Genomic DNA, 25732 nt, shown 5'->3' with positions numbered 1-25732 from the left:
TAGAACTATGCTTCACACGCTTAATTATACCGCCTCCGACTTAAATAAAAAAGCCTCACAACAAGACTTTTCCTACTTCAACAAAACATTAAAACAACATCACTTATAAAGCTTTCGAAAAAAAACTGCTATAAAAGCGCTTTTTGAGCTTTGTTTTTAAAATAACGCCTTATTTAAGGTTTTTGATCATAAAGATATTGAATCCTTCTGTTTCAATGGTATTTTTAATAAAGGAGCTTTTTTTATAGTTTATTTCCGGAAAAGAGGCATATCAAATTCTTTTATTGTATTAGCATCTTATGTCTTATAACATCTAAAATCTCTTGAATCATTCATTTTTATTATAAATTACTTAAAAACAAGTTTTTTGGTTCAAACTTATTTTTATTTTACTATTTAATGTTCCTAGAGTTGTAAGGCTTAATTTTTAAATTGAGCTTTGATTCTCAATAATTTTGTATATTTGAAGATTATCTTAGTTATTTTAATTGATTTTTATAATACCAAACAATTCTAGTTTAAGTTAGTTCACATGAATTAAAAATGAGATTATAAAAAAAAGATAGAGTTAGTTAGGATATAAATCTCTAACCTAGAATAAAAGATTGCCTTAATATGATTCGTTTTTAATAGTTACAATGAATCATGGGATTTCAGAACCATCATCGTTTTTCAATCGGTTGATATTTTCAGAAATTTTTAATAAATAGTCTGTTAATTCATCTATTTTAATAGCCACTACTGATTCTGTTATTTCTTCCATTTCAGAGTTGGCACTGGCATCATAAACTTTTAAGGTGGTTTCTGTGAAATTTTCCATATTAAACCTTTTAATTTGCTCGAGTGCTAGTTGGAGGTCTTCATATGCTCTAATTTCACCTAAAATATAATTCCGCTCATTTATCAGTTCTTCCATGTTCACGTGAATTTCACCCCAAATACTGGTGTTAATCCCTCATCATAATCCATACAGAATCACAATATTCCAATTAGCATAAATATTAGGTTTTGATTCTGTATACGACATTATCATATTATGCACTGGTTTAAATGTTTTTATGTTTTAATTTACATTGGATTTAATGTGTGATATCCTTTGACTATTTTCGATGACTTATATCTACATCTTTGCTTGTTATTGATTCTTTTAAATTTATCTTTTTATGATTTTATTCATCGAGCTTTGTATAGACTTTAACCATGGTTTTACATTGTTTACAACAGTTTTCTCATCATCATTTTCTTCTGGATATGGGGCTATGTTTTGGTTATTTACAAAGTCTTGGAGCCAGTCTGCCAAATCATATTCTGGTAGATTTTCAAAGAATACCCAAGCGTATCCTTCATGTTCAGAACTGAGTTTAAGAGTTCCTCCCATAATTTCACCAGACATTATAATATGAACAGCTCTTATAACATGTAAATTTTGTTCAGAAACTCCCACTACATGTTCTAAGGATATATTTAGTTGAGTTTCTTCGTGTACCTCTCTAACTAAAGCATGATCAAAAGATTCTCCTTGATCGACCTTTCCCCCTGGAAATTCCCATTTTCCGGGGTTAGTTCTGGAATTAGTTGATCTTTTCAAAATAAGAATTTTCCCTTCATCATCAGTGAGCAAAGCCCGCACAGACAGGCCGAAAACATAATCAATCATTATAATCTTCCTATATCAATCATACTTATATGGAATCTTTATTACCTTATTATCATAATAGTAGTTTAATATAAATCTCTTTCCTTTTTCCCATTAATCTTATTTCCTTAGACTCAGTTTTAGGGGAAAATGAATGAATTTTTTAAAAAAAAAAATAATAGCAGTTCTGGCGTTCAACTGCTGGGTGTAGATAGATTAGATATTGGTTAACTACTTTTAATTACCTTTGCCGAGGAACCATGTTTTGTGGGATAGTATCGATTTGAGTAACCATTCCTTCGGTAGTCGTAGTCAACCCACTTGTTACCATTCCAAACCTCAACTGAACGGTGGTTTGGTGAGTAACCATTTGCATACTGGACTATCCTAGATTTTGTACCTGATGCAGTAAGCTGGTTGTACAGTGCGTAACTGTTCTGCCAACAGTCTCCGGTTCCTCTTCCACTACTCCATCGGCTGCCTGATGAATAAGCACTGGGGTAATAGTTTCTGGTTCCGTATGCTGCTTCGACAGTACTGTAGCCACTGCCAGTAGGGGAGGTGTCACTGTTGTAGTTTGGATTTGTGTTTCCATTGACCAAGTAGTGCATGTGCTTCATGGTAACCATTCCTACTATACCATCAGGTTTTATTCCAGTGTAGATCTGGAAGTTTATCACTGCTTGTTCAGTGTAGTTACCAAATTTGCCATCGATTTTTCCAGTGTAAAATCCCTGGTTTGTCAGCCATTTTTGTAGTTCAATGACATTATCTCCTTCCATACCGATTTTTAAGTTTTGGTCTGTGGTTGCTTTAGCAAACACCGTGTTTTCAGTATTTTTACTTTCCGTAGCTGCCACTGCGGGTATGCTTAAGAAAAGTGCACACAATGTAAATACCATTGCATGTCTGATTTTTCGCCTAATTTTATCGCCTCCATGTCCTAAACCTTTAAAAAAACGGTTTGGGACAGTTTAACAGAGTCACTTGATGTGTCATGTTATATATATTTTTCGGTTTATTTTCTTTTTTTAAGCCCTATTTAAGCTTATTTTTTTAAATTAAGAGCGTTTAGAGGTTTTAATATTAGCGATTACAGGAACCAGTATTTTGAAGGTTAAATTAACAAAACCTCTGTTAATTTAGGCTAAAACCAGTTTATGATTCATATTTTTCTTTTATATCCTTGACTGCTTAGTTTTATTATTTTTTCTAATAGATCCTGAAGAAGATAAGTGGATGTATACTGCCATATAATCAGTTAAATAGATTGTTTAGTGATAATCAACGAATAAAAAAGATTTTTGAATATTTTCAGAGTTTTTTGATAAATTTTTCCAGTTAAGAGTTTAGGATCTCATTTTTTTTTAAACATTTTTTTAATGAGTATAAGCTATTTAAATGATTCAATCAAAAAAAAATGTTGTTTAACTGGTACAACAAAATAGTCATTAACATGCTAAAATATGTTTAAATTATTTATGTAACTTATATTTGAAATCTATACTTTTGTTGTTGTATTAAACAAACAGTATAAATCTTGTGTCCTATGATTGGGAGGTGCTCAAAAATTGGAAAAAAGATAACTATAAATATTAGTTTGTAACATACCTTACGTTCGGAGGTTGACGAACTATACTTTTTGTTGGTATTTAAAATGGTTCAAAAAACAATTTCCAGAGACACTAACTATTCATCCTAAACTGTTTAAAAAAAATAGAAGAGGTTTACTATGAAAACCGAAAAATTAAAACAAAAATGCCCTAAATGTGGTTGTAAAGATAAAAATGTTTCTCAAACCAAAAAAAATGCCCAGCACGTAACCCAATCTCATAACCCGGTACCTCATTTTGATGTAGGTGTTGTTGGAGTCATACGATGCTCTGAATGCGGCCACATATTTGAGTACTGCAAAGACCAGAAACTCAAACATGAAGTCAAAAAAATCCAATTATAAACTCTTATATGTAAATAATAATCATGAAATGAATCGCATACGAAATTTCAAATCATGATAAAAGATGCCAAAAGTGGAAAAAAATGAAAACAGAAGAACTTAATCAAAAATGTCCAAAATGCGGTTGTCAAGACAAAACTGTATCACAAACTTTGATAAAAGAAACTTTTGTAGATATGTGCTACATTCCTCACATACCGAGTGGGGTTGTTGGAATAATACGCTGCACTAAATGCGGCCACATATTTGAGTACTGCAAAGACCAGAAACTCAAACAAGAAGTCAAAAAATTAGATTGTAACCAAGTTTTTTGTAAAATAATATAATTCATCTAAAGTTAAGAGCATTTTATAATTAGTACACCCATAAAATGCTCATTTTCTATTTTACCAACTAATGAATTGAGTAATAACGCCATGAAGCTAATAAGAAAATGATCACAACCAAAACGAGAATTAAAAAAAGAATCTTGTTAATGCGGGCTGTTTTTTCTCTTTCTTTGCTGATTTTTTCCCCATAGTCATCTAATTTTTTCTCAAGATCATCTAAACCCAAATTCATCCCCCAACTATAATTAATTGCAAATTATAATCACCATTATCTTGTGTTTTGAATCATTCCTTGAACTTTAGCATCCAAATTATCAGCATGATGAAGAGCAACTGCTTCCGGTGTTTTAGGGCTGACTGGTGATCCCCAACCATTATGGACATCACCATGATGACTCAACAATATATGTAACAAATCAGTTTGCAGATCTTCGGGTATTTCAATTTCATTAATCCTTATTCTTTCTTTTACCATGTCACAGGATATGAAAAGATGATCAAGAAGCTTACCCTGATTGGATATGTCAATACTTAATATATCATAGTCATATGCCTTTAATTTGCCAATATCATGTAATATTGCCCCTGCATACAACAAGTCAGTGTCAAGTTGGGGGAAAATTTCACAAACTTTTTTACATATCAATAGCACTCCCACTGTGTGCTCCAACAATCCACCCAAATAATTATGGTGGTGAATTTTGGCAGAGGGTGCCTTCATAAATTCATTGGTGAACTTTTCATCGTCGAAAAATGATTTTAAAAGATTCTTTAAATCGGGATTCTTCATTTCCGCTATAGTTTGAGTGATTTCATCAATCAATTCATTCTGATTTTTAGGTGATTTTCGGATGTAATCATCAAGATCATAGGAATCCTCAGTTATCCGTTTTATACTGTTAATTTTTATGTTGTAATTGTTTGATTGAGGTGGAAACACATCAACAGAACCAGTTATAGAATAAATAGCACCTTTATCAATACTTTCGTAAAGCGGATTAGCTTTTCCATTTGATATCCTGGCGATAATGTTGCCATTTTCATCTTTTAGAATGCCTCCAAACATTCTAGCTATGATTTCACCAGTTTTATCAGTTAAAGTAAATTCTAAGTATTCATTTCCAGTCCTGGCTTTTTTTACACTTACACTGGAAATTAAAAATGAAGTTTCAATTTTTTCTCTAACATTATTAAGATTTCCAATGAAATCCTCTTCTTTTTTAACCATAAAAATCTCCTTTAATACAATCCCCAATTAACAATTATACTAATAGATACTTTTCTTAATATGTCTATTAGTATTTATGAGATTTAGTATATTTTTTCAAAAGTGAAGATAGCTAAAACATCTCTACATAGAACAAGATAAAACTATTAAAAAAAATAAATGCATGCTCCAATTTATATAATAACATAAATAATTACCTTAGTATCAGTAGCTCTACTTGGTTTATTATAAATTATTAGACTGATAAAGGGGATTATTAAAAATATATTTAATTTGAATTATTTGTGAAATAGTATAATAGACAGTTGTCAGTTGCATGTAAGCATATGATTTGATTAGGAGAAATAACTTTGACCAATATTGATTTTTTCGGTGGTGTGGATGAAATCGGTGGCAATAAAATCAGAGTCAGAGGAAAAGAAGAATCATTTTTCTTTGACTTTGGAATGGCTTTTTCAAAGGCTAATGAGTATTTATCTGAGTTTTTACAGCCACGTAAAGCTAATGGAATCCTAGATTTTGTCCAGCTCGGCCTTTTACCTTGCATTAAGGGAATTTATCGAGAGGACTACTTGCGTCATGTGGGACTTTCCCACCCTGAAAAGCCTTCCATAGATGGTGTCCTTATCAGCCACTCCCATGTGGATCACGTGGCCTACGTGCACCATTTAAGGGAAGATATCCCAGTTTATCTATCGAATGAGTCTTATCTAATCTTAAAAGCTTTAGAAGATACAGGTACATCGTCATTCTCCGAATACCTCCATTTGAAGAAAACATTTCATTATCTTCCTAAAAAAAAGGGTGAAGGATATAAAAGGAGCAGTCCCAAAGTGGAACGTGACATAAGGATTGTGGAACCTTATAAAAAATTTGAAATTGGTGAATTTAAAATAAAAACGGCTCCAGTTGATCATTCATTACCAGGGGCTTCTGCCTTTATTAGTGAAAGTGATGATGAAACAATTGTATATACTGGAGATCTTCGTTTTCACGGCCGTAACCCGGAACTGACCCATAAATTCGTTGAAAAGGCAAGGAAAGCTAATCCTACCATTATGATCAGTGAAGGTACACGAATTGATAATACTAGTAATGTTAGTGAAGAAGACATAGAAAAACGTGCAGTTAATGAAATTGCAAGTTGTCGAGGTTTAGTGGTGGTAAACTACCCTATTCGGGATCTGGATCGGCTGGTCACCTTTTTTAAAGTAGCACAGGACACTGACCGAAAGCTAGTGATCAGTCTTAAACAAGCCTATATTTTGAGTCTGTTTCAGGAAAATAACAGTGCTTATCCTAAACTTTCAGATGTTATGATATACAAACCACGCAAGGGCTGGGGTATGGTGGGTGATGATAGTTTTGCTTGTGTTGAAAATGAATGGTTGTGTGCCGATAATATGGATCCGGCAGAATCCCTTCGGGACTATAAAAAATGGGAGAGAGAATTTTTAGATGCAGATAATGTTTTAACTTACAAAGATCTCCAGGTCCATCCACTCGATTATATCTTCCGTTGCGATTTTTTTGAATTAAAGGAATTAATTGATATCAAACCGGAAAATGGTATATATATCCAGTCCAGTACCGAACCATTTGATGAGCAGATGGAAATAAATCAAACAAAGGTTCAAAATTGGTTGAAGTTATTCAAGTTACCCTTACTTAATGAAGGCTTCCATGCATCTGGTCATGCTAATGGCCAGGAGATACTAGACATGATAAGGGACATTAATCCTGAGAAAGTCTACCCAGTCCACACTATTTACAAAAATAAGTTCGATATACTCAATGATGATAGAATTAAAGTTATTCATCCCACTAAATCATTGACAAACAATTACAAATCCATAAGAAAATCTTTTTATTAATTGATTACACTCTTAAAAGAGAGTGTAGCTATTTAAGTAATAAAAAAACTGTAGCTAACTATATTTTCATCTGAGTCATGGTAAGAACAACTCCCATAACTAGAATAATAGCAAACAAGATGATAAAAATTATTATCTGTTTATCACTATTATTTAGACCAAACCAGCTCACCCTATAATCATCTTTTTCATTTTTGTTGACACTATCTGTTGATTTAAAATCAACAGTAGTAGGTATTGGAACTGGAGAAGGTCTTTTTAAACCCTGGCTATCAGAAGAAAAAGAAACTGGAGTACTAGACTTTTTAAATAATCGAGTTACACTACTTAGCATGCTCTGACCGTTAGAATTGGCTGTTGACTTATTTTCAGAGCTTTCTGGGGAAAGTAATGTGTCATCGACTGTTTTCATAGTAACAGGAATAGTGTTATCTGACAAGCCTTTGGAAAGATCTTTAAAGGAGGCATTACTATCAGAAATTAGTTCAGTTTCTGGAGATACTTTTTCAGATAGCTTATTTGTTTTAACAGGTTTTTCGATTGAATTATCCGGAGAGGAAGGTTTGAGATCTTCAAAATTTTCGATTTCAGAAATCTTGATATATTCCACATGTTCCACAGGTGAAATTTCTGGTTCAGGACTTCCAAGATCAGTTAATTGGGTTTCGGATTTTTTTATTCTTGATGCTTCAACAAGGGACGAAACCTCAATATCTCCCGATCCCATGGACTTGGTTGATAAATTTTCAGGCGTTGAAGAATCGGTTTCATCCTTTAAAATAGTTTTATGTTCATCAAGAGTTTTATGTTCATCAAGAGTGGATTGTTCATGGATTTTTTCAGTGAATGTTTCCTTGGTTACGGATGCTGCTGGGGTACTTTTTTTAATTTCTTCTTGATGAATGATTTCTTCACGAGCTTGATTCACATCACTTTCAGGGCTGTGTTGGGATAAATCTATTTCATCAACAACGGTGTGCTCTGTTTTATCATGAATTTCCAAGACATCTGGATCAACATCATCGATTCTCACATCATCCTTAGAAACCACACTTAGACTATCATCATCTAGATTAACCTGTTCCTTAGGAACTGCATTTAGAGGATCATCATGGATTGTTTTATGAGGCAGATGAGATTGGAGAGATTCTGATGGGATTTGCCTAAAGTTTTCTCGATTGAGTGATTTGTAGCCATGTTTCCTGGATTGAATCTGTTTTATTGCTATTTCAGCATATAATTTTAGGGATCCTTCTCCTTTTTGTATGAGTTTGTTCAAATGGTTTAGGGCTCTATCATCCCCTACAGCAGCTAATGCTTGTAATGCTTCCAGTTGAATATTCACATCATCATAATAAAGTGCATTAATAAGGCCAGTTACGTCTTTAAGATTTTTAAGATAATTTATATCAGGCTCAGAATAATAATCATATCTCCGGTAGTATGCCCGGTTTTTGATGCCAGGTTCTTTCATTTCTTGGTCTGAATCTTTTTTAATTTCTATATTTTCACCAGTTTTAGTTTCAGACTGTGGTTCTGGTTTAAAATCCTCATCAACTACAATGCATTCAGATCCATTAAGAACATTATTTTTTGAAGGGCAGTAAAGTGTTTTTGAATGTTTATCTTTGGCATCTTCTTTTCGAAGATATTCTAATGATTCAACATATACTAACTGACCGTAACATTGACAGGCGACAAAATCTTCAGCAGATTCATCCTTCTTAAGCTTGTAATAACCTCCACAATTTTGACATACTAAATAACCCATAGTTTACACCGAAATAATCCATTTTTCCTATAAAAAATAAGTTTTTATATTTAATTTTTTTTAAAAAAATATTATATAATTATTATTATTTTACACCTTTAAATTTAAATAAATTTCTCTGTATGTGCAAGGTATGAAAACACTTTATATTGACGGAAAAAATAGAGAAATTTAGGGTATTAAAATTGAATAAAGTGTTTGAAAATAGGAGATTCAAGCAGTGGAACAAGTTATAATTCAGTTTAGAAAAATGATTCATGGATACTTATTACATCCGGATTCTATTCCTTTAATCATTTTGTATTTCAGATCTTGATAATTGGTTATGGCACCGGGGCCTATGTGTAAAATAACGTCGCCGGGTTTTGAATGTTTTATGGATAGTTCACCAGCTTTGTAAACATCTTCAACAGCTATTTTCAGAGAGTTTGAATCTTTAGCACCTTCTAATACTTGATTAGCAGATTCCATGTCCAGAACATCAGTAGTTTCATTATATCCGCTGGCAATTATCACTTGTGCATATTGACCCAGTATCTTTCCGATCTGGAACTTGTCCCGTGGATTGGTACTGTCCGGATTATCAATTATAATAACTAATTTTGAATCACCTTTTACAGGGAACTCTTCAAGTGTGGATACGATGCCTTCGGGTACAAATGCTGCATCAAAATGAACTTCACGACGAGAATAGTTTCCTATATATTCTAGATGTCCAGGAATTCCATTAAACTTGCTCAACCCATCTTTGATACTGTCTACTTTTAAGCCATAGCTGAGAGCCACTGCTGCAGCAGCAATGGAGTTTTCGAAGTAGTATCCACGAAGATTGAATCCTGTGTCAAATTCACCTTCCCGTGATTTAACTTTATATTTTATTCTTATTTTTCCATTTTCAAGAACACCAGAAACATCACATAAATCCTGACCAGTACAGTAAAAAATAGTGTTTAAAGAAGAGTTTAAGAGGTCCTTACATTGTTTGTTGGCAATTATCATTTCTGTGGAATTAGTGATCATCAGTTTTCTTTCGGCATATTTTTGGAGAGACCCCTCAAATTCAGATAAATGATCAGAATATATATTGGTTATTACCCCAATTTTTAGTTTTAACTCAGAAAGGAGTCTTATAGTCCCATGTGGCAATTCAAGAACAGCAATATCACTTTTAATATGATCTCCATTGATTATTCCGTCGACGATGACTTCGCTGAGAAGATTTCCAGATTGGGATGAACAAGTCCAAACTTTATAGCCAGCATTGTGAAAGATTTCTGAAATAATGTGGGTGGTGCTGGTCTTCCCAAGGGTTCCAGTAACACCGATAACATCGATATTTATGGAATTTTCTAAAATTTTAGCTATATCTTGGTTAATAAGTAGTTTCAGTTCGTTGTCAACCAGATAATGTCTTATTTTGGAATCTTTTGGTATGTTTGGAGATATGTAAACTGCATCAACATCTTCAATGTTGGTTGGATCATCCCATCCCAATTGAAGATTCACACCTTCTTGTTCCATTTTCTGGAGAGTATTTTGAACACCCTCTGGGAATTGGTCCAATTTCTTTTGATCAGTAATCTGAACTTGATGGCCAGCATAATTTAGTATTCTTGCCGCTGGTCGTCCAGCATTACCAGCACCGATAACAACACACTTCATAGGCACTATCTCCACAAATACATACTACTTTCAGATAGATATACTTTAATATCCAATGTATTATTAAATTGATATTCTGTCTTAGATCTGAAGGTTGTTACTTCAGACTAATTTTTTTTTCATAAAAATCTTAATAAAGATTTATATTACTATTTAGATGACTATAAGGCTGATCATGGTTCGATTGTCACTATTTTTAAGGGTAATAATAATTTTAATGGATCAGAATAGTTATGATATAAAATAGTGCATCTTCTAATATAATCTTTTATGTTATTTTTCTCAAATAGCTTACAAACTTATATTATGTAGAATAAACGGTTTTTAAGGATAATAGATGTTGAACACGAGCCATGGAATGCATAATTGCGGTGGATAAATCCTGTCCATCGAATTCACCCTTGAAAAGGTATTCCTGGGCACCTTCTTTTAATGATTGCAGTGCTATTTCATGATTGAACAAGGCAGTGAAGATTACAATGGGTATCTCTGGAAAGTTACTATGAACTGCTCTAAATGTGGATATACCTTCACTATCTGGCAGACGCAGATCCAATAATATCACATCAAATTTGGTGTTTTTCAACTCTTCAAGTCCATCATGAAGTTTGTAACAATGAACCAAAACATAATCAAATTCTTTTACCCGTTCCAACATTGCCTCTAATGCTCTGGCATGATTCGGGTCGTCTTCAATCAAAAGAACCTTGATGGGCCTATAATTCACAATAGAATCCCCTAAATTGATGTATTTCCTTTAAATTAATTTAGTATTATTTTAAATCCATTAATAAATTATTCTAAAAAAAACTAATCACAATAAATAAATACGATAAAATGATTTAATGAGAACCCATACATTTAATGGAATAGTCATGGCCTTGTATCAAAATTCCAGTTTCTTATGTGAACATAAAAAAATATACAACCAATCGGTATGGTAGAATAAACTGTTTAGGATAAGCAGCTTTTTTCATCATTAATAAAAACAATAATAAAGATATACAAACTTAAAATTTGAACATGTAACAAAACCAGTTAAAATTGGCCAGTTAATTGTAATCTATATGAACTAAGATTCCTTGTAACAAAATTAAAAAAAAATAGAGGTGTAGGAAAATGTCAGTTAAAATCAATGAAAACTATTTGTTGCTAGAAAGCAATTACATTTTTTCTGAAATTACCCAAAGAGTTGAGAAGTATCAGAAAGAAAACCCTGATGTTGACGTAATTAGCATGGGTATTGGTGATGTAACCCGACCTTTACCTCAAGCAGTGATTAAGAAATTCAAAAAAGCAGTTGACGAAATGAGCAAAAAAGACACTTTTCATGGTTACGGTCCTGAACAAGGTTATGATTTTTTGATTGAGGAAATCATCAAAAATGACTATGAACCGCGTGGAATCACATTATCTAAAGAGGAAGTTTTCATCAGCGATGGGGCTAAATGTGATACTGGTAATATTCAGGAAATTTTCGGCCTGGAAAACATTGTAGCAGTTACTGATCCAGTTTATCCAGTTTATGTGGATAGTAATGTTATGGCTGGACGGACAGGGCCTATGGGAGATGATGGTCGTTATCATAACTTGGTTTACATTCCCTGCACTGAAGAGAATGAATTTGTTCCAGAACTTCCAGAAACACCTGTTGATTTGATTTATTTATGTTTTCCTAACAATCCCACTGGCACTGTACTAAACAAAAAACAGCTCACTGTATGGGTGGATTATGCTAGAGAAAATAATTCAATAATTCTCTTCGACGCTGCTTATGAAGCTTACATTAGTGAAAAGGACATTCCACACAGCATTTATGAGATTAGTGGTGCTCGTGAAGTTGCCATTGAGTTTAGGAGTTTTTCCAAAAATGCTGGTTTCACTGGTACACGTTGTGCCTATACTGTGGTTCCTAAGGAATTGTTAGGTTTTGATGCAAAAGGAAATCCACACTCAGTGAATGAATTGTGGAACCGCAGACAAGCAACTAAATTTAATGGAGTTTCCTATCCAATACAGGTTGCTGCTAGTGCAGTCTATACACCTGAAGGGCAAGCAGAAATTCAAGAATCAATTGATTATTACATGAAAAATGCGTCCATTATACGGGATAGTTTAAGCAAGTTAGGGTTGAAAGTTTTTGGCGGAGTTAACTCACCCTACATCTGGATTAAAACACCAGAGGATATGGATTCCTGGCAATTTTTTGACTTGTTATTAAATGAAGCCCATATAGCAGGCACACCTGGTGTTGGTTTCGGACCAAGTGGTGAGGGTTATCTTAGATTAACCGCTTTTAACACCCTTGAAAATACAAAAGAAGCCATGGAAAGATTGTCTAAGCTGTCAATATAGAAAGAATTCATTTCCCCATAAATTACTATTTTATTTTTTTATTCTTCTTTTTTGGTGAGGAAAACATTTTTGGGAAGTAATATCACAATAATAAATCCATATACTCCTTCAATGCCTCTTTAAAACTTCTTATTTTAGGAAATCCTTCCATTTTCCAGTTATAGTTTTCGAGAACTGAATATTTAGGTCTTTTAGCTGCACTGCCGAATTCTTCGGTGGTAACCGATTTCAAGTTAACCTTTTTACCGGCTATGTCGAAGATTAGCTGTGCATATTCATACCAAGTACAATGCTGGCTGTTAGTAATGTGATAAATACCATAGACTGGTTTTTCTATGAGTTTTGCTATGGCTTTGGAAAGATCTACAGTGTAGGTCGGGGATCCTATCTGGTCACCAACAACAGATATCTGGTCATGTGTTTGGGCCAGTTTTAGCATGGTGGTTACAAAATTGGGACCATGATAACCATATAACCATGATGTTCGTACTATGTAAAACTTGTTGAGTAAGTCACGGATGTATGCTTCGCCTTGTAGTTTAGTTTTCCCATATACACTTAACGGGTTTGTTTGATCGAATTCATAGTAAGGACTGCCTTTAGTGCCATCGAAAACATAATCAGTGCATATGTAAACCAGTGCACTGTCTGTTTCTTTGCAAGCAACTGCCACATTCCGGGTTCCTAAACTATTTACTTTGTAAGCAAGATCTGCCTGAGATTCACTTCCATCAACATCAGTGAAAGCAGCAGCATGGATTACCACGTCTGGATTCTTCTTTTTAACTGTTTCAATAGTTTTATTGATGTCTGTGATGTCCATGGTGTCGATGGTGGTGGTACTAACCTCATGGTTTTTGGACATAACCTCCACTAAATCATGGCCTAACATTCCTTCTGCACCGATGATTAAAACTTTCATTATATCATATTCCTAATTACATTTTTACTTGGTTGATAAAATACTAAATCAAACAAATACTAATTATTATTCAAAGCAGTGATTATATCTTAAATCCAATGGACTATTAGGTATTTATTCTGATTTTTAGTTCTAAGTTGAGTACTCAGAATTGATGCGCACATAATCATAACTAAGATCACAGCCATAGGCAGTTGCTTCATATTTTCCAAGGGCTAAATCAATGGTGATCTTTATTTCTTCTCGTTCCATAATGCTTTCTGCCAGTTCCAGTTTTTCAGTGCCTTCAATGGCTAATATTTTCCCATGAGAAACTACATCAACCAATCGTTCCATGTCTTCCAAGCGAACACTAATAGTATTTTCATCAATTTTTGCTCCCGAGTATCCTACTGCTGCAATGATTCGTCCCCAGTTAGGATCAGCACCGAACAATGCAGTTTTCACGAGGGGAGATGTGACTACGGATTTAGCAGCCTTTTTTGCATCATCTGATGTTTGAGCACCCTTCACTTTGACTTCCATGAATTTGGTTGCCCCTTCACCATCATGAGCCATCATTTTAGCCAGTTTAGCACAGAGGTGTTCTAATGCTTCCTGAAAATTCTCATCGATTTTTCCCTGTCCAGGTCTAGACATGATCAGGACTGTGTCATTAGTGCTTTGATCTCCATCCACTACTACCATGTTAAAGGTTTTGTCAACCGCTTTCAGGAGAGATTTTTCCAATTCTTCAGGGCTTGCTTCTATATCAGTAGTTATAAACGAGAGCATTGTAGCCATGTTAGGGGCGATCATTCCCGATCCCTTGGCAATGCCACCTATACATATTTTTTGACCATTTTTTAGATGTGTTTTAACAGCATATTCTTTGGGATAGGTGTCAGTGGTCATGATGGCTTCAGCTGCACTTCGGGAAGCTTCTCTGGAATTATCTAGTCTTCGCAGTGCATCATCGATTAAATTGCTAATTTCAGGTAAAGGAAGTTGTCTGCCAATGATTCCAGTTGATGCAACTGCTACATCTTCTTGGGGGATGTTGAGATTTTTAGCTACTTGGGAGGCCATATGCTCCGCATTTTCAATTCCCTCCCTACCGGTAAAACAGTTCGCATTGCCACTATTAGCCACAATTGCCGATAGTTTGCCATTTTTAACTGCTTTTTTAGTTACCATGATGGGTGCAGCTTGAACTTTGTTAGTGGTGAAAACTCCTGATACATTGCAGTTTGGATAGTGGATTATTGCCACTCCATAATTTTCTTCACAGGCCCCGGCAGTTTTAACATTTTTCACTGCACACAAGCCACCTTCAATTCTTTTCATTTTCTCCTCCACCTTGACAATTAGATAGTTTATTGGTAATTATATAATAGAGGTAATTTTATATTAGAAGAAATTCTTTTTTTAAGAATTGGTACCTTATTTTAAGAATTGGCACTAAATGAATGCTATTATAATGGAAATTGGCAAATCACCCCTAATTATGGAGTTAAGGGGTTTTATTGGTTGAACTGTTGATTGGTGGTTGAACCGGGTTGTTGGGTTGGGTGTTTCCATTATTAGCATCATCAGGATTGGTATTGGAAGGGTTCTGTGTAATTTTGGGAGTGTTGGTTTCATTATCACTAATGTTTTTTACATTGTAGATTATGGGAAACTCGCCAGTAGAGTTATTAGTGAAATAGGAATTATTCCCATCTTTAAGATATAATCCAGAGAATAGGCTGGCACCTGTTCCGAACCCAAATGCAATGAATGAGATAATTAGAGCTACGGTGGCTTTTGCTTTAATATTTTCTTTCATCTATGGTTCCTTCATTTTTTTAAATATAACTTGTAATAGTAATAATTCAATTTGTTTAAATTATGTACTATCCCTCTAAATTTTAGGCGGTTATTGCGTAAAGTAAAGCCAATCCTATGGCAACCAGGCCAAATTCCCAGTGTCCAATGTTCCATCCTATTAGAGTAACTATGAAAACAAAGACAAATATCAGGACTGCTCTGCCTTGTTTTTCTTGTAGAAATTCAACAATTGTACGGCTGAATTCTGATGGGACGTAATAGGCATAAATTCCATCGGCCAGATCGAAAACCATGACTGGGGAATTATTCCAAATTTTTATTTCATCAGCCATTTGAGCTCTTTCCCCGGCTTCGCGTCGGCTTTTACCAATCCCTACTCTGAGCATAGCACCATTGTTAAGAGCATGCCATGATGAATCGATTCCTGCGCGGAGGGCTGCGTCTTTGGTGGGTAGGTTGGCTATGAGGTCATCCCCACCTTCACGGTAACCTTCGATTTTGCCTTTGCACTCTTTTTCTATGAAGTCTTTGATTTCATTCATGATTTCGACCAGTCTATCTCGACCTTGATCGTCTATGAACTGTGTTGAGTCAAAAACATCAATGAAAAGATAGTTATCGTAAACTGCTGGTGTTCCTTCGAGTTTAGTGAGTTTGCTTGAAAATACAATAGCAAATTCACCACCTAGTTTGGTGAAACCTACACCTGATGTTTCTCCTATTTGTTTGTTGAGGTTAATGGATCTTTCAATGGCTGCGGCACCAGTCATTCCAACAGCGGATCTTACATCAATTTCTTTTTCCATACCAATTTTAATTAACTCAATACCTACACGTATTGCATCATTTTTAGACAGTAGTCGGGATACAATTTCAGTGTTGCTTCTTTCTACAATCACACCATTTTCTTTTTTGATCAATTGCACGAACTGGTCGATTATTCCCTTGTAACCACTGAAAACTTCCACATAGAGATAACGGTCACTGCCCATTATTATATTGCTTAGGAGAGCGTATTCGTTAACATCATTTTCAGCTGGTTTTATTTCCACAAACCGGCGATTCTCAGGGATGTTTCCTGTGCCTACTTCTTTTAATAAGTTTTGGAAAATGTTTTCAGTTGTAATATGGGCTTTGTCTATCTCCAATAACATGGTACGGGTGTAATTAACCATTTCCACGTATTCTTGTTCTTTTTCATTGGTTGGATAGTATTTGGTGCCTATACTTAAAACCGGATGATTTAAAAGAAACCCGAAAAGTGTTTTCAAAAGGTAATTGCCAGCCATTTAATTGTCTCCTCCCTTATCCAAGTTAATGTCATAGTGGCCTGGTTTTTCCATCAGCATGCTTGATTTTACTGATACGATGGGAAATTTCCAAGTGCCTAACCTGGCAGCGACTGTGCTGGCTATATTTCGGGAGTTTTTCTTAACAAAGGAATAATCGTGATCATTTATGGTTATATTCACATCGAAGGGGGATTCCTCCAATATTTCATCAGAATAGATAATGTTAAGTTCAAAGGTTCCTGGTTTGGTGAACAAATCATTTCGAACAGCAACCAGTGGAGCGTGATCCAATTTTAAACGGTCCCCCACAGTTACTGCAATATTCCCTGCATTTCGAACTGCTTCCCGATAGTCTCGGGGGCTGACTAAAACAAAGATTATAAAATCACTGGTTCTTTCAGCATCTTCCACCATTTTCATAACTTTATCAAATAGCGGTATCTTCATGAACATGCCTTCTAGTTTAGTGTCGATTCCTTCATCTTTGCTTTTGGATATTCGGTCAATTGCCTCTTTTGCCACAGCAATACCAGACAGCTTCTTGTTTTTTTTCAATTTATAAGAATCATATCCTTTTTTCTCAAATTCGGACAAAGTCTGGTTACAAATTTTTTGGAGGATGTTCCTTATTTTTTTAGGTTTAGCAGAGCTACCTATGGTGATTTTACCATTGGTGAATTTATATGGAATTCTGCGGCTGTTAATATCCCTGAATTCATCATAAAACTCTCTGAATGCATCGTTTGATAATATTTTTGCATCTTCTTCTTCAGCTAGTTTCAGAATATAGTGATCAGCATTGGTGCCAGAAGGAACTTGGTGCACCTTTTCCTCGTCTAAGAGTTTGTTGAATTCTTGTTTCTCATCAATTTCATGTCTTAGGGATGCATCTGCGATGAGAATTGGATGATAGCCTAACTTTTGAAGGGCCTCATCTGCAGCAAGTAAGTTGCTCAGGCTGGGTTTCCCATCCTTTTTTCCAAAGTGAGCTATATTCGATGCATCAACAATTACTTGCAATAAATCACCTACATAAATTTTCATACTTGGCCAGACAACTGCTTTTTCCATGGGATGTGTTTAAGAGGATTTCTATATTATCATCATCTATATTAACTGTGTTGAAAGATGCTGGATCCTTTCCCCGCAATTTCAGTGAAGATACTGTTCCTGCAGTTGCAAATGCTGTGTTCTGGACCATCCATACATGGGGTACATGTTTATGTCCAGACAACACTAGGTCTGCATCTTTTTCTATTAGTGAATTGAGAATATCTCCGGCATCACTTAAAACATTTCTTTCTCTTCCAGTTCGAGGAACCGGTATTATATGGTGGTGTAAGGCAATAATGGTTTGCATATCATTGGAAGATGCATCATCAAGTTGATTTTCCATCCATGCTTGTTGAGCTCTTCCCACTTTTCCATAATTAAGATCGGGTTCACTACTGTCTAATCCTATAATTTTTATTCCACCAATTTCCAAGTGACATCCATAACGGTTCCGGATCAGTTCACGGAAACCCTGGTCTCCCACGTGCCGGGCATCATGATTCCCAGGAACAACCATAAGGGGTGATTTTATCATTTCTATATAATCGGCTGCCTGTTCCATTTCAATGTAATAACCATTTTCAGTGAGGTCTCCGGTTATGATAGTGGCATCAGGAGCCATATCGTTAATAATGTCCACAGACTGTAGGAGTAAATCTTCTTGGAAGGATATTGAACCTACATGAAAGTCAGAAATATGGACCACAAAAACCATTTAACTTAACCTCAGTATAGCCTCAGCCAGGTCCCCATTGGTTTCTTCCAGTGTTTTTTTAGCCTTTTGGGTAGTTACTCCGGTCTGAGCAGCCACTAATTCAATATCATCGTCAGGAATTACCAGTTCAACCTCAATTTTTCTTTCCTTTGATTTTCCAGATATCTGATAGGTGTCTTGGCCCATGAAATTCATCAGATTTACCTTGGGATTGCTAATTACTACTTCTTTGTTTTTAAATTTGATTATTACTTCATTTACACCTTTAACATCTTTCATGTCCATGCCCATTTGTTTCATGGCCCTTTGCATCTGTTTAAGCTGTTTTGGATTCATACCTGCACTTGGTATCATTAAAAGCCTCCTTTTCTAGTTTTTACTGCTTGACCAGTGTTGAAATTTAATATCTCCTTTCCATTTAAAACTGACTTTCCGAAGGCCAATAATTGGTCTTCATCATTGGTTATCAATACTTCTTCCATTGCATGGATATCTATATCACAATTTATAACGAATTTAGCAAATATACTTTTTCCTTCCCGAGCAAATGGTTCAGCATCCTGATTAACAACTACCCTTTTTTTGGGGTATGGGAGGAAACTGTGCAAGCGACGAGCACCCTCACGAGCCAGTACAAAAACACCATCACTAGCCCGTAAAGTTGCAATAAGCTCTTGGTCATCATAGACATGGCGAATCTTCCCGGTCTTCCTGCTTTTCACAATGTCAACATCCCGGTTAAAAAGGGCTTCTCCACTACCAGTTCCAAACTGATAATCAGCTATCATTTTAATCCTTTGATAATCGTCAACCCCTGGTTTCAGGGGTTCTGGTATTTCATGTACCTCTTTAAGCTGGTAATTCTTTTGAAGTTGGAATGTTTCCACCACATCGGCACTGATAAAAGCAGTCTTGAAATCTTTCAAATATTTTTGCACTACATTATTTACCATTTGCAGTGAATTTTCATCAAAACTAGCAGGTGACTCATTTTGTGCCAGTGGATACACTTGGTCAAGTTCCAGGGGTATCACCCCAAAGGGCACATCAACGATAGCTACTTGTAAATCGTCAAATGGAATATTCTGAAGTTTTTCATCACCTTTAATCTGATAACAAGGCAGAGGAATACCATATAAATGTTCAGAATAGGGTTTTCTAGTTCTAGGAAGGAGTAAAACACTCTTTTTTTGGGAAATCCCATCCAACTTCTTTAAGTGCCGATATACCTCTGGGCGTTTTAGTGATTCTGGCCCTGAATAGAAAAATGCTGATTTTTTGTAGGGAGGATCATATTTTTCCAGATCTTCAGAGTAGTTATAGAGTGTGCGCAGTGCTTCCAGTAAGAAAGGATGACTACGGCAACGTTGCTCTACAAGTTCCCATAAATTACCCTGAACAATTGCTTGGCGAATCTGCCTGATCTCAGCAAAACTAATCAATAAGTTGTGTTTGGCAATTTGTTGGACCCTTTCTGCTTTTTCCATCTGACGCAACTGTTCTGGCGTGTAGTTAGTGCACACTTCACAGCTGCAAGGCATTTCGTGCAAATTTTCTAGTTTGATGGTTCCGTTGGGCATCAATAATCTATCATCTTCAGCATACAGAATATAAGCAGCAGAATCAAAAAGATCGCAACCCATGGCTACTGCCAAGGCAAATATCATAGGATGACCGGCACCCATAAGATGACGTGGCCTTGAATCTGGTAGGTGGGTCACTGATGCCATTACCACTTCAACTAACTCTTTATAACGGTAGGATTCCATGAGAGGTACTACTGCACCGATTGGATGTACTTGGAAGTCCATTTTTCCTAAAACTTCTGCACATTTACTGCGCAGGTCAGTGTAGGTTGAACCTTGAACCACGGAGTTCAACATCAACTCATTCCTAACTTCAAGTGCCTCCCTTGCCCTTTGGAAGGTTATTTCTAAATCTTTTTGGGCATGTTCTTTTTTAACACCAGGTGGGGTTGGAATATCCAGTGATGTGCCAATATCTGTACCTATTTTTTCCTGGAATTTTACGATTTCCTCATTGGAAACTTGCAGATCTCCGTATTCCGATAGTTGGAATGAACCGGAATCAGTGACAACTGGTCCGGAAAAATTAATAAGTTCATGCACTCCTTTTTTTATGGCTGTTTTCCGTAAATCCTCATTTTTATAGATAAGATAAGCATTGGTAATAACCAATTGCGCACCGTGATCCTGGACTTGGATTGTCTGTTTTCGAGGGTGTATGACAGGCATGAGTGCGGGTGTTGTGATATTCCCATGAGGAGTTTTTAGAATACCTAAACGTCCCCTGGCATCTTTATATTTTATTTCAAAGTTCAATATTTCACCTATAGTAATGTTTGATATGACAAAAATATACTAACTAAAATTCTGATTGACTACACTTGGCAAATTAAATCAAGCTGAATTCTTATTATTTAGAGAGCAACTATTATTTAACAGTCTTTTTATTAGTTATGATTCTTTTTAATCGGTTCTCCATTTCTTTGATCCGGGCACTGGATGTTGGCAATCTTTTCTGTTTGCAGTGGCATATGCATTCTTTAAACTGAGGACACACCAAATAGCGTGACTCATCAGAATTAAGATTTTTTATCCCAAGATTTCTTAAGTGCTTTAATACTCTTTTTTGTAACCCCTCATCATCAACTTCTTTAAACAAATAAACCGGTGTTTTAACAGTAGAGGCTAGTTTATAATTACCTCTAGCTTGGCTGCGTTCTGTTTGACGTTTTGTTCGAATCTTTTCTGGCAAATTGTTTAATCCAGGGTCTCGGAAGGGTATCCCAGCATCAGATAGGGCGATCATACGTTCATCATCACAACTTAAAGGTTTTGATATGTTTTCAATACTTGGAGATGCAATTGTACCTCCCCTACGCCCCATTGCTGGTCCTTCTCCCACTTCTAAACCCGCATTTATGAGGGCGTGTCTGACTGGTGCCGATGAAGTGTAAGTTAATATCATACCATCTTCTTTTAGTAATTCACCGATTTTCTGGAAAAACTCCTGACTATAAAGTTCAGGAGATTTTGCAGGACTAAATGGATCCAAAAAGATGGCATCATATTCATTAGATGGAGAAATTCCCTTAGTAATCTTCCGAGCATCTTGACAGTGCACATGTAGATCTACATGACTGGGAATGTTTTTTTCCTCATTTCGAAATGTAAGATGATTTTCTTGGATAAGATAGTCTTCGAATGCTTTTTTAATGTAGTCATGTGATTTTAAAGGGATGGGAATTAGCAAAGCTGTTGCTAAGGTTTCCCATGATACTTCAACCAAATCTATCTTTATGTGTTTCAATTGGAATTTACCCTGATAATCAATGAATTTTTCCAGTGCAGCTGCTGCATTGATACCCAGTCCTGTGCAAATATCAAGTATTTTAAGGTCTTTTTTACCATCTATCCTTAATGGATTAACATATTTGATTTGAGCCTCAGCCACAGCACCGTGACTAGTGTGCATTGTTTCAGAATCTTGATCTGGTCCTTCCGAGCGGATAGTAAAAGACCCATCTTCGGTTTTCACCATATACTTTTTCATTTCATTAGCTGCATATTGTCTTGCATTAAAATCACCCATTTTTTCAGAGTCAGACCACTCCCTTACTAATGAAATAACCCTCTTTTCAGGAGTGAGAGGATTATATAAGGGACTACCAACAGAATTTTTCATAAAAATGAACTCTAATTTTATATTATTTAATCCACATTTTAGGGTTAAATACAGTAGATTTTTAATGGAAAGATAATTATAATTGATTTTTAGATTATTGTTCTGATTTTCATAGTCAGATTAGTATGATAAATAAGGTCTTGAAATATAAATAGAGTTAGTTGAACTATAAATGTAAAATATAGTTTAAACATACAACTACTTAAAATTAAGGATGTTATAGATGATTTATTTAAATATCAAAATGATTCAAATCATGAAAGGTTAGAAAAATGTATAGGAGTGATTTTTTTGGTTAAAATCATGGGAGTTGTGGGAAGCCCCCGAAAGGAAGGTAACACTAATTACCTAGTTAAAGAGGCCCTTAAGGCAGCCAGTAATTTGGGAGTTGAGACTGAACTCATAAATCTGGGAGATATTGAAATTGAACCATGTATTGCTTGTGATATTTGCAAATCAACTGGTGAGTGCGCAATATTTGATGACGTGCCCAGTTTACTCGGTAAACTAGTTGATTCACAAGGTGTGATCATGGGTAGCCCAGTCTATTTTGGTAACGTGACCAGCCAACTAAAGATGTTAATAGACCGTTCACGACCTCTTCGCATGGATTTCAAGCTGAAAAACAAGATTGGTGGAGCTATTAGTGTTGGTGGCTCCCGTAATGGTGGTCAGGAAACCACTATATCATCAATACACCAATTTATGCTAATTCATGACATGATCATTGTTGGTGATGGAGCACCCCTTGCCCATTATGGTGGAACCGGTGTAGGATCTACTATAAATTCAGCTGCAGGAGATGAAGTTGGATTGGAAACTTCACGAAATTTAGGGCAAAACGTGGCTGAACTGGCACTCCAAATTTCCAAAAAATAATAGAAATTAATATCATAATTAAATAAAATAATATGAAATAAATTTCTTAAGACAAACCATTAGAATATGGAAATCATTGGGCGGAGGAGAAACTAGTTGACCAGTGCCAATGGACTCTTTTTAGAAAAGTATGGGAAAGATATTTTCATAGTCATGCCTGCATTCAATGAAGCCCAAACAATTAGAAAGGTGATGGAAGAGTTACTACCAAAAGGGCTGAAATTAATAGTAGTTGATGATGGTTCTCATGATAAGACTTCCTCCATTGTTAAGCATGTTCAGGAAAAATATCCTAAACAAGTACATCTATACCGGCATCCTATCAACCGGGGATTGGGTGCTGCAATTCTAACTGGTTTGGAGGCATCTCTTCGTGAAAAGCCCATGGTGATTGTCACCTTTGATGCTGATGGCCAACATCATATTGATGACCTGGTTCCAGTGGTTGAGCCCATAATTAAGAAAGATGCAGATGTGGTGATTGGGACTAGGAATTTCCATGAAATGCCATTGCGGAAAAAATTTGGTAACCATGTTATGAATATTATCACCCGAATTTTTTACCAGATAGATGTTGGTGATTCACAGTCTGGTCTTAGAGCATTTTCCCTTAATGCAGCTGGAAAAATTGAATTACACTCTAGAGATTACGGAGTATCCTCTGAAATAATTGGAGAAATAAAAAAAAAAGAGTTGAAACTGATAGAAGTTCCAATCGAAACAATATACACTGATTATTCTCTTTCCAAGGGTACTGACACTAAAATTGGGCTTAAAATTCTTGCAAAATTAATTAAAAACATTTTCAAATAAAAACAAATGGGGGTTCTTGTGTGTTAATATATCAATTAATCGGAGGGATTATTGGAATAATTGGCATAATAATATCATTATTGCGATTTAGGGAGGGTAAAATGTCCCTGAACATGCTCCTAGTGTGGGGTGCCATTTGGGTGCTGTTGATATTATTCTCAGTTTATCCTACCACTACCTCAATATTGTCTAATATAACCGGTATAGGGAGAGGATTGGACATCATCCTCATATTTGGATTAATAGGTTGTTTTTATTTGATTTTCAAAATTTATGGCATGATTGAAACTATAGAAGAAGAAATCACCCAATTAACCCGGGAAATAGCCTTAAACTCCAAAGATAATCTTGGTGAAAAATCTGATGATGAACCCTAAAAAAGTACTATACCTAACGAACTAGTTTGCTTATACAATATCTTCGACTAGTTCAACGAATTTCGCTCCAGGGTTAGGTGATGGTATTTCTATGTAGTCCGGATTAACAGGATTATAAAGTCTTTTCACATCATCATGGGATTTTAGTTCTTTTAAAAATTCTTTTAATTTGATTAAACTGGTGAAACTTCGACATATGCCTAATTCTTCAAAGTCATCGGTGGGTATGTCATAATTAATTAGTTGGATGCTGATTTTATTATTTAAAGCTGACTCAATTAGGGCTGTGGAATTAAAAGAAATAAAAATATCATTATTTTTAATAGTTTCTGTCAGTGTTTCACCTTCAGTTGTGAATTTAACCCCGGGTAAATTCTTTTTTAGCCAAGCCAAATCCTCATTTAAATGTTTGCGGTAAACTAATTCAAAACCCAGATCTTCACAGATATCATTAAGTTTAATAATAATCTCTTTTTTCTTGTTTAAATAAGAATTATCATATATTTCCATAGGCTGACCTAAATATACGACTTTTTTATGATAATCAGCATGGCTTTCCGGTATAACAGAGTAAGGATATCCTAATACTTTTATTTTCCTATCTTTTACTCGGGGAGAATTTAGATAGAAATCTTGGAAGTATTTCCCCCAAACAAAAACATAGTCCACATTGTTACCAGAAAGTACTCGATCCTTCCCCGAATACATGCCATGTTGGATTTCAACCGTAGGCACTCCCAGTTCGCTGGCAACCAGAGTCATGAGCTTCACATCAGTAGTGAAATCATGATTAAATAAAATTAACTTGGGGTTAATCTTTTTAACGACTGATTCCAATTGGTGGTAACTTTTAATTATTAAATCATTATCATAATCCAATACCCCTCTATACAGAACTTTATATATGTCATAAAGAGGGTAATAATCGATTTTCCTCGGTAAGGACTTATAAAAAGGTTTTATGTTTATGCCAAATAAGATGGGATTGTAATGGCGTTCCAATGCACTGATAATGCTCGGATATCTGCAGAGCAAATCATGAACCAAGATATCATTTTTTTGCTTATTAAAAGCCTTAGAAGTTTTGTAACAAATTTTAGCTGCTAATCCAACCGATCTTATAATATAGTAATCTGAAAGGAACCTATTTAGATCTTTATAGCGATGTTCTTCATAATGGGTGCGACCGTTTTTGGAAAACATCTCAATGGTTTCTTCGAAAAGATACCATCTTAATTCTTCTTTAGGAATCATGTGAATCAATCGTTAATTTCTAATGGTGACAATCCATCATTGATAAATAGTACTAATGATTTTCCATGGTTTTTTAAGACTAGTCCGCCATTTATTAA

Annotated in this window: 25 protein-coding genes; 7 read left to right on the top strand and 18 right to left on the bottom strand. The window is 35.2% G+C overall.

Annotated features, from left to right (window positions below):
• Positions 1 to 643 precede the first annotated feature (643 nt).
• The 3 genes from GXZ72_06500 to GXZ72_06490 all read right to left on the bottom strand — a co-directional run bounded on the left by GXZ72_06500 (position 644) and on the right by GXZ72_06490 (position 2538).
• Positions 644 to 922, bottom strand: coding sequence for a hypothetical protein (locus GXZ72_06500; GenBank protein HHT19193.1), 279 nt, complete (start codon positions 920 to 922; stop codon positions 644 to 646).
• Between the two features lie 231 nt (positions 923 to 1153).
• Positions 1154 to 1657 carry an NUDIX domain-containing protein gene (locus GXZ72_06495; protein ID HHT19192.1) on the bottom strand — a complete coding sequence of 168 codons (504 nt, stop codon included), beginning with the start codon at positions 1655 to 1657 and terminating at the stop codon, positions 1154 to 1156.
• 206 nt (positions 1658 to 1863) lie between these two features.
• Positions 1864 to 2538 (bottom strand): peptidoglycan-binding protein, encoded by a 675-nt coding sequence (locus tag GXZ72_06490; protein HHT19191.1) that lies wholly within the window; start codon positions 2536 to 2538, stop codon positions 1864 to 1866.
• 830 nt (positions 2539 to 3368) lie between these two features.
• On the opposite strand from GXZ72_06490, the gene GXZ72_06485 reads away from it, so the two are divergent.
• Together GXZ72_06485 and GXZ72_06480 are read left to right on the top strand one after the other, a co-directional pair.
• Entirely contained in the window at positions 3369 to 3593 is a 225-nt protein-coding gene (locus tag GXZ72_06485) for a TIGR04165 family Cys-rich peptide (GenBank protein ID HHT19190.1), read from the top strand.
• A gap of 83 nt (positions 3594 to 3676) precedes the next feature.
• The gene (locus tag GXZ72_06480) at positions 3677 to 3919 is read left to right on the top strand and encodes a TIGR04165 family Cys-rich peptide (protein ID HHT19189.1); all 243 of its coding nucleotides are present in this window, start codon (positions 3677 to 3679) and stop codon (positions 3917 to 3919) included.
• A 67-nt stretch (positions 3920 to 3986) separates the two neighbouring features.
• Here the strand turns inward: GXZ72_06480 and GXZ72_06475 are convergent, their stop codons facing one another.
• Both GXZ72_06475 and GXZ72_06470 read right to left on the bottom strand, forming a co-directional pair.
• A complete protein-coding gene (locus GXZ72_06475; protein HHT19188.1) occupies positions 3987 to 4148 on the bottom strand; it encodes a hypothetical protein in 162 nt (53 codons plus the stop codon).
• Positions 4149 to 4190: 42 nt separating this feature from the next.
• A complete protein-coding gene (locus GXZ72_06470; protein HHT19187.1) occupies positions 4191 to 5150 on the bottom strand; it encodes an HD domain-containing protein in 960 nt (319 codons plus the stop codon).
• Between the two features lie 350 nt (positions 5151 to 5500).
• Between GXZ72_06470 and GXZ72_06465 the strand changes: the two genes are divergently transcribed.
• Positions 5501 to 7024, top strand: a complete 1524-nt coding sequence (locus GXZ72_06465) for an MBL fold metallo-hydrolase (protein ID HHT19186.1) — start codon at positions 5501 to 5503, stop codon at positions 7022 to 7024.
• 58 nt (positions 7025 to 7082) lie between these two features.
• On the opposite strand, the gene GXZ72_06460 is transcribed toward GXZ72_06465, so the two are convergent.
• From GXZ72_06460 to GXZ72_06450, 3 genes are all read right to left on the bottom strand, one after another.
• Positions 7083 to 8795: a hypothetical protein gene (locus GXZ72_06460; GenBank protein HHT19185.1), complete on the bottom strand. Its 1713-nt coding sequence runs from the start codon at positions 8793 to 8795 to the stop codon at positions 7083 to 7085.
• 255 nt (positions 8796 to 9050) lie between these two features.
• Complete coding sequence (locus GXZ72_06455; GenBank protein ID HHT19184.1) at positions 9051 to 10457, bottom strand: UDP-N-acetylmuramoyl-L-alanine--D-glutamate ligase; 1407 nt, start codon at positions 10455 to 10457, stop codon at positions 9051 to 9053.
• A 304-nt stretch (positions 10458 to 10761) separates the two neighbouring features.
• The gene (locus GXZ72_06450) at positions 10762 to 11184 is read right to left on the bottom strand and encodes a response regulator (protein HHT19183.1); all 423 of its coding nucleotides are present in this window, start codon (positions 11182 to 11184) and stop codon (positions 10762 to 10764) included.
• Positions 11185 to 11576: 392 nt separating this feature from the next.
• On the opposite strand from GXZ72_06450, the gene GXZ72_06445 reads away from it, so the two are divergent.
• Positions 11577 to 12812 (top strand): LL-diaminopimelate aminotransferase, encoded by a 1236-nt coding sequence (locus tag GXZ72_06445; protein ID HHT19182.1) that lies wholly within the window; start codon positions 11577 to 11579, stop codon positions 12810 to 12812.
• Positions 12813 to 12894: 82 nt separating this feature from the next.
• On the opposite strand, the gene rfbD is transcribed toward GXZ72_06445, so the two are convergent.
• The 9 genes from rfbD to GXZ72_06400 form a co-directional block, all read right to left on the bottom strand.
• Positions 12895 to 13734: a dTDP-4-dehydrorhamnose reductase gene (gene rfbD, locus GXZ72_06440; GenBank protein ID HHT19181.1), complete on the bottom strand. Its 840-nt coding sequence runs from the start codon at positions 13732 to 13734 to the stop codon at positions 12895 to 12897.
• A 132-nt stretch (positions 13735 to 13866) separates the two neighbouring features.
• On the bottom strand, positions 13867 to 15060 hold the full coding sequence (argJ, locus tag GXZ72_06435) for a bifunctional ornithine acetyltransferase/N-acetylglutamate synthase (GenBank protein ID HHT19180.1): 1194 nt from the start codon (positions 15058 to 15060) through the stop codon (positions 13867 to 13869).
• A 166-nt stretch (positions 15061 to 15226) separates the two neighbouring features.
• Positions 15227 to 15541 (bottom strand): hypothetical protein, encoded by a 315-nt coding sequence (locus GXZ72_06430; protein HHT19179.1) that lies wholly within the window; start codon positions 15539 to 15541, stop codon positions 15227 to 15229.
• An 82-nt stretch (positions 15542 to 15623) separates the two neighbouring features.
• On the bottom strand, positions 15624 to 16832 hold the full coding sequence (locus GXZ72_06425) for a hypothetical protein (GenBank protein HHT19178.1): 1209 nt from the start codon (positions 16830 to 16832) through the stop codon (positions 15624 to 15626).
• Entirely contained in the window at positions 16833 to 17855 is a 1023-nt protein-coding gene (locus tag GXZ72_06420; protein ID HHT19177.1) for a Zc3h12a-like ribonuclease, read from the bottom strand.
• A 4-nt stretch (positions 17856 to 17859) separates the two neighbouring features.
• Complete coding sequence (locus GXZ72_06415; GenBank protein ID HHT19176.1) at positions 17860 to 18603, bottom strand: metallophosphoesterase; 744 nt, start codon at positions 18601 to 18603, stop codon at positions 17860 to 17862.
• On the bottom strand, positions 18604 to 18957 hold the full coding sequence (locus GXZ72_06410) for a nascent polypeptide-associated complex protein (protein ID HHT19175.1): 354 nt from the start codon (positions 18955 to 18957) through the stop codon (positions 18604 to 18606). It lies immediately after the preceding gene.
• On the bottom strand, positions 18957 to 20945 hold the full coding sequence (gene tgtA, locus GXZ72_06405) for a tRNA guanosine(15) transglycosylase TgtA (GenBank protein HHT19174.1): 1989 nt from the start codon (positions 20943 to 20945) through the stop codon (positions 18957 to 18959). The genes GXZ72_06410 and tgtA overlap by 1 nt, the downstream gene beginning before the upstream one ends.
• Positions 20946 to 21057: 112 nt before the next feature.
• Positions 21058 to 22311 (bottom strand): hypothetical protein, encoded by a 1254-nt coding sequence (locus GXZ72_06400; GenBank protein ID HHT19173.1) that lies wholly within the window; start codon positions 22309 to 22311, stop codon positions 21058 to 21060.
• Between the two features lie 303 nt (positions 22312 to 22614).
• Here GXZ72_06400 and GXZ72_06395 point away from each other — a divergent pair, with 303 nt between their 5' ends.
• From GXZ72_06395 to GXZ72_06385, 3 genes are all read left to right on the top strand, one after another.
• A complete protein-coding gene (locus GXZ72_06395) occupies positions 22615 to 23190 on the top strand; it encodes a flavodoxin family protein (GenBank protein HHT19172.1) in 576 nt (191 codons plus the stop codon).
• A gap of 153 nt (positions 23191 to 23343) precedes the next feature.
• Positions 23344 to 24003, top strand: a complete 660-nt coding sequence (locus GXZ72_06390; GenBank protein ID HHT19171.1) for a glycosyltransferase family 2 protein — start codon at positions 23344 to 23346, stop codon at positions 24001 to 24003.
• A 20-nt stretch (positions 24004 to 24023) separates the two neighbouring features.
• Entirely contained in the window at positions 24024 to 24380 is a 357-nt protein-coding gene (locus GXZ72_06385; GenBank protein ID HHT19170.1) for a DUF2304 family protein, read from the top strand.
• Between the two features lie 30 nt (positions 24381 to 24410).
• On the opposite strand, the gene GXZ72_06380 is transcribed toward GXZ72_06385, so the two are convergent.
• A complete protein-coding gene (locus GXZ72_06380) occupies positions 24411 to 25634 on the bottom strand; it encodes a hypothetical protein (protein HHT19169.1) in 1224 nt (407 codons plus the stop codon).
• Positions 25635 to 25732 lie beyond the last annotated feature (98 nt).

The organism is Methanobacterium sp. (genome assembly GCA_012838205.1).
Classification (GTDB): Archaea; Methanobacteriota; Methanobacteria; order Methanobacteriales; family Methanobacteriaceae; genus Methanobacterium.
Note: the sequence above shows the minus strand (reverse complement) of the source record. Positions and strands in the feature narration are given on the sequence as shown.

What these genes read in the sequence shown, in the direction of transcription:
- GXZ72_06495 (HHT19192.1), bottom strand. Translation starts at nt 1,657, where the DNA reads ATGATTGATTATGTTTTCGGCCTGTCTGTGCGGGCTTTGCTCACTGAT.
- GXZ72_06490 (HHT19191.1), bottom strand. Translation starts at nt 2,538, where the DNA reads ATGGTATTTACATTGTGTGCACTTTTCTTAAGCATACCCGCAGTGGCA.
- GXZ72_06485 (HHT19190.1), top strand. Translation starts at nt 3,369, where the DNA reads ATGAAAACCGAAAAATTAAAACAAAAATGCCCTAAATGTGGTTGTAAA.
- GXZ72_06480 (HHT19189.1), top strand. Translation starts at nt 3,677, where the DNA reads ATGAAAACAGAAGAACTTAATCAAAAATGTCCAAAATGCGGTTGTCAA.
- GXZ72_06470 (HHT19187.1), bottom strand. Translation starts at nt 5,150, where the DNA reads ATGGTTAAAAAAGAAGAGGATTTCATTGGAAATCTTAATAATGTTAGA.
- GXZ72_06460 (HHT19185.1), bottom strand. Translation starts at nt 8,795, where the DNA reads ATGGGTTATTTAGTATGTCAAAATTGTGGAGGTTATTACAAGCTTAAG.
- GXZ72_06455 (HHT19184.1), bottom strand. Translation starts at nt 10,457, where the DNA reads ATGAAGTGTGTTGTTATCGGTGCTGGTAATGCTGGACGACCAGCGGCA.
- GXZ72_06445 (HHT19182.1), top strand. Translation starts at nt 11,577, where the DNA reads ATGTCAGTTAAAATCAATGAAAACTATTTGTTGCTAGAAAGCAATTAC.
- rfbD (HHT19181.1), bottom strand. Translation starts at nt 13,734, where the DNA reads ATGAAAGTTTTAATCATCGGTGCAGAAGGAATGTTAGGCCATGATTTA.
- argJ (HHT19180.1), bottom strand. Translation starts at nt 15,060, where the DNA reads ATGAAAAGAATTGAAGGTGGCTTGTGTGCAGTGAAAAATGTTAAAACT.
- GXZ72_06430 (HHT19179.1), bottom strand. Translation starts at nt 15,541, where the DNA reads ATGAAAGAAAATATTAAAGCAAAAGCCACCGTAGCTCTAATTATCTCA.
- GXZ72_06425 (HHT19178.1), bottom strand. Translation starts at nt 16,832, where the DNA reads ATGGCTGGCAATTACCTTTTGAAAACACTTTTCGGGTTTCTTTTAAAT.
- GXZ72_06415 (HHT19176.1), bottom strand. Translation starts at nt 18,603, where the DNA reads ATGGTTTTTGTGGTCCATATTTCTGACTTTCATGTAGGTTCAATATCC.
- GXZ72_06410 (HHT19175.1), bottom strand. Translation starts at nt 18,957, where the DNA reads ATGATACCAAGTGCAGGTATGAATCCAAAACAGCTTAAACAGATGCAA.
- GXZ72_06400 (HHT19173.1), bottom strand. Translation starts at nt 22,311, where the DNA reads ATGAAAAATTCTGTTGGTAGTCCCTTATATAATCCTCTCACTCCTGAA.
- GXZ72_06395 (HHT19172.1), top strand. Translation starts at nt 22,615, where the DNA reads ATGGGAGTTGTGGGAAGCCCCCGAAAGGAAGGTAACACTAATTACCTA.
- GXZ72_06390 (HHT19171.1), top strand. Translation starts at nt 23,344, where the DNA reads ATGCCTGCATTCAATGAAGCCCAAACAATTAGAAAGGTGATGGAAGAG.
- GXZ72_06380 (HHT19169.1), bottom strand. Translation starts at nt 25,634, where the DNA reads ATGATTCCTAAAGAAGAATTAAGATGGTATCTTTTCGAAGAAACCATT.